The sequence below is a fragment of the Parafrankia irregularis genome (assembly GCF_001536285.1).
Taxonomy (GTDB): Bacteria; Actinomycetota; Actinomycetes; order Frankiales; family Frankiaceae; genus Parafrankia; species Parafrankia irregularis.
On the sequence record NZ_FAOZ01000016.1, the window covers coordinates 174,573 to 183,075 of the forward strand.

At 71.3% G+C, this 8,503-nt stretch carries 5 protein-coding genes and 1 pseudogene; 3 read left to right on the forward strand and 3 right to left on the reverse strand.

Annotation, left to right across the window (positions count from 1 at the left end):
* The first annotated feature begins 381 nt into the window (after positions 1–381).
* Entirely contained in the window at positions 382–2,007 is a 1,626-nt protein-coding gene (locus AWX74_RS22895) for an FAD-binding oxidoreductase (RefSeq protein WP_091280582.1), read from the forward strand.
* A gap of 78 nt (positions 2,008–2,085) precedes the next feature.
* Here AWX74_RS22895 and AWX74_RS22900 read toward each other — a convergent pair whose 3' ends face one another.
* Complete coding sequence (locus AWX74_RS22900) at positions 2,086–2,841, reverse strand: SDR family NAD(P)-dependent oxidoreductase (protein ID WP_091280585.1); 756 nt, start codon at positions 2,839–2,841, stop codon at positions 2,086–2,088.
* A 70-nt stretch (positions 2,842–2,911) separates the two neighbouring features.
* Here AWX74_RS22900 and AWX74_RS22905 point away from each other — a divergent pair, with 70 nt between their 5' ends.
* A complete protein-coding gene (locus AWX74_RS22905) occupies positions 2,912–3,865 on the forward strand; it encodes a LysR family transcriptional regulator (protein WP_091280589.1) in 954 nt (317 codons plus the stop codon).
* Here the strand turns inward: AWX74_RS22905 and AWX74_RS22910 are convergent.
* Positions 3,837–6,578: an AAA family ATPase gene (locus tag AWX74_RS22910; protein WP_165615739.1), complete on the reverse strand. Its 2,742-nt coding sequence runs from the start codon at positions 6,576–6,578 to the stop codon at positions 3,837–3,839. The genes AWX74_RS22905 and AWX74_RS22910 overlap by 29 nt on opposite strands.
* Before the next feature lie 731 nt (positions 6,579–7,309).
* Between AWX74_RS22910 and AWX74_RS22915 the strand changes: the two genes are divergently transcribed.
* Positions 7,310–8,236, forward strand: a complete 927-nt coding sequence (locus AWX74_RS22915) for an acyl-CoA thioesterase (RefSeq protein WP_091280594.1) — start codon at positions 7,310–7,312, stop codon at positions 8,234–8,236.
* A 75-nt stretch (positions 8,237–8,311) separates the two neighbouring features.
* Here the strand turns inward: AWX74_RS22915 and AWX74_RS22920 are convergent.
* Positions 8,312–8,503, reverse strand: a pseudogene (locus AWX74_RS22920) (enoyl-CoA hydratase/isomerase family protein); the annotation flags it as partial.

Sequence of the window (8,503 nt, forward strand, 5' to 3'; positions counted from 1 at the left end):
TGCCGGCCGGGCTCGGCTGATCGGCCAGATCCGGTCGGCGTTGAGATGCGGACGGCGGTGAGGACACGGCGTCCGACTCCGTGCTGATCATGACGCGCCTCCTGCTTCCGGTGCCGGTCGTCGCCGTTATCGATCTTCGCGACCCGCGGCGGCTGCTGAAAACCCCTAACCGCCGGTGTCGGGGTTGTCCCCGACACCGGTCCGCTGAGCTGGGGCGCCGGTCGAAATCGGTGACATTCCGGACCGTCGGGCGAACGATGTCTGGGGTCGCTAGGGGTTGGAGCATCGCGGCGGACTTCCGTAGGTTCGGCGCCATTCGCTCCGGGGCCGAGAAAAAGTAGACGGTTCTCAGCCGCCCGTCGTGCGCAACCAGGAGATCCGATGCCAGCCGATGTCTCTCGTCGAAAACTTCTCGCCTCCGCCGGAATTCTCGGCGCGGCGGGTGTGTCCGCGGAGGTTCTCGCCGCCGACCAGGCGGCGGTCGCCGCTCCCGCCACGGAACCGGCCTACGGCGGCGCGACCGTCAGGTCGGGCGATGCGCGTTATCAGGACCTGGTCCGCAGCTGGAACGGCCGTTTCGCCGGCAGTCCGGAGTACGTGCGGATGGTCGGCACGACGGCGCAGGTGGAACAGGCCGTGGCCGAGGCCGTCCGGGCCGGGAAGCGCATCGCGGTGCGCAGCGGCGGGCACTGCATCGAGAACTTCGTCGCGAACTCGAGCGTGCAGGTCCAGATCGACATGGCCCAGATGAACGCCATCTACTACGACCCGGCCCGCACCGCGTTCGCGATCGAGCCCGGGGCGACACTGCGGGAGGTCTACAAGACGCTGTTCACCGGCTGGGGAGTCACCCTCCCCGGCGGAACGTGCCCTGCGGTCGGGGTCGGTGGGCACTTCGCCGGTGGTGGCTACGGCGCCCTCGCCCGCCGGGCGGGAATCGTCCCCGACCACCTGTACGCGGTCGAGGTCGTCACCGTCGACCGTTCGGGAAGCCCGCGCACGGTGGTCGCCACCCGCGAACCGGGTGATCCCAACCGGGAGCTGTGGTGGGCTCACACGGGCGGCGGCGGCGGCAACTTCGGCGTGGTCACGAAGTACTGGATGCGCAGCACCGGCGCGACCGGCACCAATCCGTCAAAGCTGCTGCCGACACCGCCGGCGCGGGCGCGTCTCATCGACTTCGCCTGGCCGTGGAGCGGCCTGGATGTCGCCACGTTCAGCCAGCTGGTCCGGGGCTACCTCACCTGGCATGCGGAGAACAGCGCACCGGACGCCGCAGCCACCCGGCTGAGCGCCAACCTGACCTGCGCCCATGTCAGCTCCAGCCCCGTCGTCGGGATACAGGTCCTGGTGAACCCGGACGAGGCGGACTCCGAGGCGCTGCTCGCGGGCTTCCGCGCCGCGGTCGTCGACCCGGTGCGGGCGGCCCTGACAGTCCGTGAGCGGACCCTCCCCTGGCTGCAGGCCACCAACTACACGGGCTATCCCGACACCGGGGCGGTGGTCGGGCGCCGCAACAAGTCCAAGGGCTCCTACCTGCGGGCGAGCTACACGGACGCCCAGCTCGCCACGACCCACCGCTATCTGACCGCGCCCGGCCTCACCGCGCCCCTGGCCGGCGTCCTGTTCGCGTCCTACGGCGGTCGGGCCAACGCGGTCGCGCCGGACGCCACGGCGACCCCGCAGCGTGACTCGGTCCTGAAGGTGCTGCACACCGTGCACTGGGACGCGGCGACCGACGACGACCGGAACCTCTCCTGGCTGCGCGAGTTCTACCGCGACGTGCATGCCGACACCGGTGGTGTCCCGGCCCTCGGCGGTGTCACCGACGGTTCCTACATCAACTACGCCGACGTCGATCTGGCGGATCCGGCCTGGAACACCTCCGGCATTCCGTGGACGGAGCTGTACTACAAGGGCAGCTATCGCCGGCTGCAGCAGGTCAAGGCGCGCTGGGACCCGCGGAACGTCTTCCGGCACGCGCTGTCCATCGCCCTGCCGTCCTGACGGCCACGGTGGTGCCGGCGGCCACGGCGGTGACGCCGTGGCCGCCGGGGTGACAGCGCTGCCGACAGCGGGCGCGGGCTACCAGGGCACGGACCCCGTCTCGCTGAAGATCCCACCGGTGGGTCCGTCCGGGCCCAGGGTGGCGAGCCGGACGGCGACCGTCGCGCCCTCGGCCGCCGTGCGCGGCGAGGGGAAGCCGACACCGCGGATCAGGTCGGTGTCGCAGCGGCCGGGGTCCGCGGCATTGACCAGGACGTTGTCCTTGCGGAGCTCTTTCGCGTACTGGACCGTGATGGCGTTCAGCGCGGTTTTGGACGGCGCGTACCCGGCCGAGGCGGGAACGTTGGCGAAGGGGCCGGCGGGATCGCCCATGATGGACAACGAACCCACGCTGCTGGAAAGGTTGACGATCCGCGGCGCCGTCGAGCGGAGCAACCACGGGAGTACCGCGTTCGTCACCCTGATCACGCCGAAGACATTCGTGTCGAAGACCGCGCGAACCGAGTCCGGATTCGCCGTGCTCGGGATGAGGGTGTCGATTCCACCTGAGATTCCGGCATTGTTCACCAGGACGTCGAGCCGGCCGAACCGCTCGCCGATGAAATCGGCGGCGATACGGACCGAATCGTCGTCGGTGACGTCGAGTCGCACGAATTGGGCGTCCCCGCCGGCGGCGGAGATCTCGTCGGCGGCGGCGGCGCCGAGCGCGGCGTCACGCGCGCCCACGAGCACGGTGAAGCCTTGCTCGGCGAGCTGCGCGGCGACCTCCCGGCCGATGCCCTTGTTGGCGCCGGTGACGAGTGCTATGCCTGACTTTGTTGTCTCTTCGGCCATGGACCAAGCTCACCATCAGCCTGTCGACGGTTTCAAATACCGTCCAGGTAAGAACCGATACCCTGCGGGTATGGAACGACTCGAGACGCGGGAGCTCTCGTATTTCGTCACGGTGGCCGAGGAGCTGCACTTCGGGCGGGCCGCGCAGCGCCTCAGGATGGCGCAGCCACCGCTGTCGCGAGCGATCCGCCAGCTTGAGCGGCGGATCGGGGTCACCCTGCTGGACCGGACCAGCCGTCGGGTGTCGCTGACCCCCGCCGGCCGGGTCCTGTTGGAGGAGGGCCGCCACGTGCTGGACGCGGTCGCCGCCGCCGAGCGGCGCACCCGGCGCGCGGCCAGCCCGGAACCGGCGATCGTGCTGGCGATGAAGTCCGGCGGCGACGGGGGGCTGCTGCCCGGCATCCTGGCCGCCTACGCCGAGGATCCCGTCGCCGTCGCCGTCGACGTCGTGTTCACGAACGGCCAGCGCGCGGCCATGGTCCGTGACGGGCGGGCCGACGTCGCCATCCTGCACTGCCCGCCGGACGACCCGACCGGCCTCGACTGCGAGGAACTGACGGTGGAGGGGCAGGTGGCGCTGCTGCCCGCCAGCCATCCCCTCGCGGCCCGGGAGACCCTTCGGGTCGCTGACCTGGCCGGCGAGGTCCAGCCCCGGTGGCCCTCGGACCGCACGGACCCGGCGGGCCTGCCGGGCGGGTCCGATCCGTCCGCGCGGACCGGCCTCACCACCTCCGGCGATCCGCCGGTGCCGCTGGCCGGGCCGGTGGTGAGCGACGGCATCCAGCTGATGCAGCTGGTCGCGCTGGGCCGGGTGGTCGCGGTGGTGCCCGAGTCGGTCCGCGGCCACATCCGCCACGACATCGCCTGCGTGCCGGTAGTGGACGCACCGCCGGTGCACGTACTCATCGCCCGGTCGGAACAGAGTCGTTCCAACGCCATCGCGGCGCTGCTGCGGGTCGCCGCGACGGTCGCCGAGCGGCACCAGTCGAGCGGCACTAGCCGATCGGCATGCGGGCGGTCGTGAACAGGTGTGCCAGGTCCTTGCGCCCTGCCACCCGCAGTTTCCGGTAGGTCCGGGTGAGGTGCTGCTCCACCGTGCTGACCGTGATGAACAACCCTGCCGCGATCTCCCGGTTCGTCTGCCCACGGGCCGCTCGCGCGGCGACCTTCTGCTCGGCCTCGCTCAGGGAGGCCATCCGGTCCACTGAGGTCAGGACCCTCGATGACGCCCCGGCGCCGGCGTGACCGCGTCCGGTGCCAGGGCCCAGCTCGGTGTCACGGCGCCGTCTTCCGGCGGGATGCCTGCTGGCGGCAGCGTCGCTGGCCGCGGCGCCCGCGGTCGTACCGGTGTCCCGGGTGCTGGTGGCCCGCCGGCCTGTGGGCGGCACGTTCTCGGCGAGCAGCCGCCGGGCATGCGCCGGCTCCCCGAGCCCGAGCAGCGCCTCCGCCGCGTGGTCGCGCCACGGCACCATCGTCGGGACGTCCGTTCCCCAGCTGCGCATCAGGTCGCCGCACAGCCGGAAGTCGTCGAGCGCCGCGCGGTGCAGCCCGATCGCGATCCGGTGCCGGCCACGAGCCTCCAGATAGTGCAGCCCGAAGCCGGTCTGGAACATGTTCGCCGGGATCGGGTGATCAAGCAGCTCGGAAGCCTCGTCGTGGCGGCCCAGCACGGTCGTCGCCCGTACCAGGACGCCGAGGGGCAGCCCGATGCCGACGCCCCAGTCAGCCACCGTGAACGCGGACAGCGCGCCCCGGGCGAGCCGCCCGGCGGTGTCGGCCTGGCCGAGGCGCATCGCGGCCTCGGCCCGCAGCGCCAGCAGCTTCGCCCCCCAGGTCGGCGACGACTGGACGGAGTCGTTGCGCAGCAGGTTCTCGAACCACCGCCGGGCGCCCTCGGCGTGGCCCGCGTACAGCAGCGCGAGGGCGGCGACGGACGCCGCGGAGATCGTCTCGGGTGGGGACCCGGTCTGCGCCGTACGCCGGATGATCTGCTCGGCCCGCAGCGGCAGCGCGGGATCCGGCCGGCCGCTCAGGACCCGGGCCAGCTGAGTCGCCGCCTCCAGCCGAGGATGGAAGATCGCCGGCAGGCCCCGGGCCCGCTCGTCGACCCAGCGCGGCGACCTGTGCACCAGCTGCCGCGCGACCTCCGGGTAGAGGGACCGCAGCCACAGGTCCATGAAGCGGATCTCGATCCGCGTCGAGGTGTCCGGGTGTTCGTCCTGCCCGACGAGATCGGCGAGTAACGTGGTCGCCTCGTCGAACCGGCCGTGCCAGAGCAGGAACTGCGCTGCCGTGGTGGCCTCGGCGGCGGACAGCCGCCCCACGCGCGCGGCGTTGACCAGGAAGGACAGATGCCGGACAGAGTCCCGCGGGCTCTGCCACCAGTCGAGCGCCGCGAGTTCGGCGGTCAGCGAATCGCGCTGTGGTCCGTCCGCTGCCCGCAGGGCCAGGCGCAGGAAGGCCGCCGCGAGCGTCGGGTCGCCGTCGTTGCAGGCCTCGCGGGCCGCGTTCTCCAGCACCGGCACGGCCCACGGTTCCAGCTCGCTGTCGGCGTCGAGCAGATGCTGGGCGACGACGGTGGCGGAGCAGCCCTCCGCGTTCAGCAGGACGGCCGCCCGCGAGTTCAACCGGCGCCGTTCGGCGGCGTCCGTGCTCGCGAGCACCGCGTCCTGCGCCGCCGGATGCCGGAACAGGCCGCGGGCGGTCAGTATGCCGGCGGTGTGCAGCGCGCGGAGCGCCCGGACCACCCCGGGCTGGCCCAGGCCGGTCAGCTGGTCGAGCAGGCGGGGGGTGGCTGACCGGCCCAGCACCGCGACCGAGCGGGCGAGTGGGGTGGTGAGACCGCCGATCCGATCGAGTGTGGTGAGCACGGCGAGCCGGAAATGCTCGCCACCCGCGGGCGCCGCGCGCTCACCGGTCCGCGGGTTGTCAGGCCCAGGGCCGCAGGCCTGGCTGTCGTCAGCCGACCGGCCGTTGATCTGCTGGTCGTCGATGAGCGCGTGGACGAGTAACGGACTCCCGCCGGTCACCTGATGCCAGGTGGGCGCGAGACGGAGGCCGGCGATCGGGCCGAGCTGGTGGCCTACCACCGTGGCGACGCCGTGATCGGTCAGCGGTGCGAGCCGGAGCACGTCACCGTCCTGGCGGCGCCGTACCTCGTCCAGCGCCGCGGGGTCGGCGGGGGCGGCATCGGCGCAGACCGTGAACAGCATCGCTATCCGGGCCGCTCGCGACCTGCGGAGCAGGTGGACCAGGATCGTGAGTGACTCCCGGTCGGCATGGTGCGCGTCGTCGACGATAAGGAGTATCGGCGTCGAGGCGCTGGCGCGGACCAGGTGCGCGCACCAGGTGTGGGTGACGTACCACAGAGCACGGTCGACGTCCCTGGCGTCGGGCTCCCGGTCGGCCAGGGTGGCCGTGATGGCCGCGCCCAGCGCGGCGCCGGGCGGTCCACTGTCACCGGGAAGCAGTTGACTGACTATCCCGAAGGGAAGAGCGCGCTCGCGGTGTGCCCCGTCGGCCGTGAGGACGCGGAAGCCGCGGGCCTCGGCCTGGCGGGCGAGGCCCGCGGCCAGAACGGATTTTCCGTGGCCAGCCGCGCCCTCGATGACCGCGACCCTGATCGGCGAGTACCGGTCGAACGTGAGCAGTGCGCTGAGCCTGGCGTTCTCGCGGTCTCTTTCGACCAGTGTGTATCCGGTTGTCAGGTCGTGGTGGGGGGCGTCCGGTCGGGGCACAGCTCGGTCGTCCTCCTGCATCAGTGCGCGTTCCGCGGGTGACTTCGGTCCGGTCGAGCCCTTTACCTACGAGACATGCGGAGTTCGTCTACGCGGGCGATCTCACGCAAATTACGGCATAACGTTCTGACCTTACCGCAGGAACACCGTCGCTACTGCCAAAGAATAAGGAAGTGGCCGGCTGCGGATACGCGACTCTTTCTTGACGGCGGGTCCGGACGGTGTTAGCCGCTCCGCTGTCGTCGGTGGCGGGTCCCCGGTGATCGACACGGCGCCTGCCCTGGTGGGTGGACTGCCCGTGCGGGTGAATGTCCCCTGCCGTGGCCACTGCGGCCCCCGGGGGTCGGTGCTGGATCTCCGGCGGCGTCGGCAGGAGCTTTCCCGGTGTGTGCGCTGAGACATTAATCTCAGCGCCCTGGTCGGGGAAGGGGTTTTCGCTGATTGTCATTTCTGTCGGCTTCCTATCCGGGGTGTGTACCATGCTCGTGCCGTCCGGTGCTGTTCGCGAAGCAAGCGTGGCGGATTCCGGGCCGACTTCCGCGGCGGGCGCACTTCGCGCGCGGTGGCGAGTCGGCGACCCGGGGTGGGGGTGGTTCACGGTGGCCGGGACGGGCTCGGCTCGGGCGCAGGAGTCGCCGCCGCGAGGCCGGCTTGGGCCGGTGTGGGCGGTTGTAGGTACGGATTAAGCTTGCGTCACAAAAGATCTAAATAATTAGTGTTAGGGTCGATTCGTGGCCGATCTGACGACGAATACTGACGCGCTCCGCCCCGCGGAGGCCGTTCCGGCGGGCGACAACGTGGACGGGCTCGGCACCGAGGCGGCGCGACGTCGCGCCGACCGGCGCTGGCTCGGCCTCGAGCTTCTCGACGTGGCCGACTCCGGTCCGGCGGCGGCCGGTGATTCGGCGGCGTTCCTGACGACGCGGGCCGAGGTCACGATGGAGGAGCGTCACCTCACGCAGCTTCAGCGCATGTACGGCGGGATGGGCCTCGCTCTCGTCGGCGCGCTCGTCGAGGAGACGGCCGCGCGTCCGCTGCGATGGGCGACGACCCAGTTCGTGGGCTCGCCCAGGCACGGTGAGCGTCTCGATCTCGTCGCGGAGGTCCTCGCGGCGGGCCGCCGGACCTCGCAGGTGCGAGTAACCGGCACTGTCGCCGGGCGGGTCGTGCTCACCGGTCTCGGTGCGGCGGCCGAGGCCAACCCGGAGATCCCGGGCGGGACACTCCCGGTGATGCCCGCCTTCCCCCCGCCCGAGGACTGCGAACCGGTCAGGCTGCGGTTTCCCCCGTCCACCCCACCCGGCTTCTTCGGCCGCGTCGAGATACGCCAGCCCGCCGGTGCGGCAGAACCGCGGCTACGGTTCTGGATGCGCTTCGGTGGCCGCCCGGCGACCCGTCCGGCGATGCTGGCACTGGTCGCCGACTCGGTGCCGACGATGGTGATGGGCGCACTCGGCAATCCCGGATCCGGGTCGAGCCTGGACAACACGATCCGGGTCGGCTCCGCCCCGGACAGCGAGTGGGTGCTGGTCGACGGCATTCCCGATCAGGCGGCCGACGGCTACGGACACGGCTCGGTACGTCTGTGGTCGCCCGACGGCTCCCTCGCCGGTGTCGGCAGCCAGACCGCGGCGCTGTGGTTCTACCGGAAGGGATGACCACGGGCACCGCGGGAGAACATCCTGGCGGCCCAGCCCAGCCCAGCCCAGCCCAGTCCGAGCCGGGCCGGAACCTCACGGTTCGGGGATCTCGAAGTGTTCGTCGCGGAGTTCGAAGGCGCGTTTGACGCCGTGTTGGGCGCGGACTTTGACGAAGTTGTATTCGTTGTCTTCGAAGGTGAGGTTGGTGCCGTAGGCGTGGAAGAGGTAGCTGAGGACTTCTTCGCCTTGGTAGCCCTGGAGTTGTTCGACGAGGCGGAAGGCTTC